Source organism: Escherichia sp. KCJ4928, assembly GCF_004352695.1.
Classification (GTDB): domain Bacteria; phylum Pseudomonadota; class Gammaproteobacteria; order Enterobacterales; family Enterobacteriaceae; genus ECMA0423.
This window is the reverse complement of the sequence record NZ_SJWV01000430.1, coordinates 1-1,119: the sequence shown is the minus strand read 5'-3', so window position 1 is coordinate 1,119 and position 1,119 is coordinate 1. Positions and strand designations below refer to the sequence as shown.

Below are 1,119 nucleotides of genomic sequence, written 5' to 3'. Positions count from 1 at the left end.
TCTTTAACAATCTCAGGTTAAAAACTTTCCTGTTTTCAACGGGGCTCTCCCGCTGAATATTCGCGCGTTAATTAAAATCAGGAATGAAAATGAAAAAGAGCACTCTGGCATTAGTGGTGATGGGCATTGTGGCATCTGCATCTGTACAGGCTGCAGAAATATATAATAAAGACGGTAATAAACTGGATGTCTATGGCAAAGTTAAAGCCATGCATTATATGAGTGATAACGCCAGTAAAGATGGCGACCAGAGTTATATCCGTTTTGGTTTTAAAGGTGAAACACAAATTAACGATCAACTGACTGGTTATGGTCGGTGGGAAGCGGAGTTTGCCGGAAATAAAGCGGAGAGTGATACCGCACAGCAAAAAACGCGTCTCGCTTTTGCCGGGTTGAAATATAAAGATTTGGGTTCTTTCGATTATGGTCGTAACCTGGGCGCGTTGTATGACGTGGAAGCCTGGACCGATATGTTCCCGGAATTTGGTGGCGATTCCTCGGCGCAGACCGACAACTTTATGACCAAACGCGCCAGCGGTCTGGCGACGTATCGGAACACCGACTTCTTCGGCGTTATCGATGGCCTGAACTTAACCCTGCAATATCAAGGGAAAAACGAAAACCGCGACGTTAAAAAGCAAAACGGCGATGGCTTCGGCACGTCATTGACATATGACTTTGGCGGCAGCGATTTCGCCATTAGTGGGGCCTATACCAACTCAGATCGCACCAACGAGCAGAACCTGCAAAGCCGTGGCACAGGCAAGCGTGCAGAAGCATGGGCTACAGGTCTGAAATACGATGCCAATAATATTTATCTGGCAACTTTTTATTCTGAAACACGCAAAATGACGCCAATAACTGGCGGCTTTGCCAATAAGACACAGAACTTTGAAGCGGTCGCTCAATACCAGTTTGACTTTGGTCTGCGTCCATCGCTGGGTTATGTCTTATCGAAAGGGAAAGATATTGAAGGTATCGGTGATGAAGATCTGGTCAATTATATCGATGTCGGGGCTACATATTATTTCAACAAAAATATGTCAGCGTTTGTTGATTATAAAATCAACCAACTGGATAGCGATAACAAATTGAATATTAATAATGATGATATTGTCG

Annotated in this window: 1 protein-coding gene; it reads left to right on the top strand. The window is 44.2% G+C overall.

All coding sequences use genetic code 11. The features are described 5' to 3' along the window. Positions 1-89: 89 nt before the first annotated feature. Positions 90-1,119: phosphoporin PhoE (phoE, locus tag E0D98_RS24570; protein WP_131891306.1), on the top strand; the 1,030-nt coding region annotated here is incomplete at its 3' end.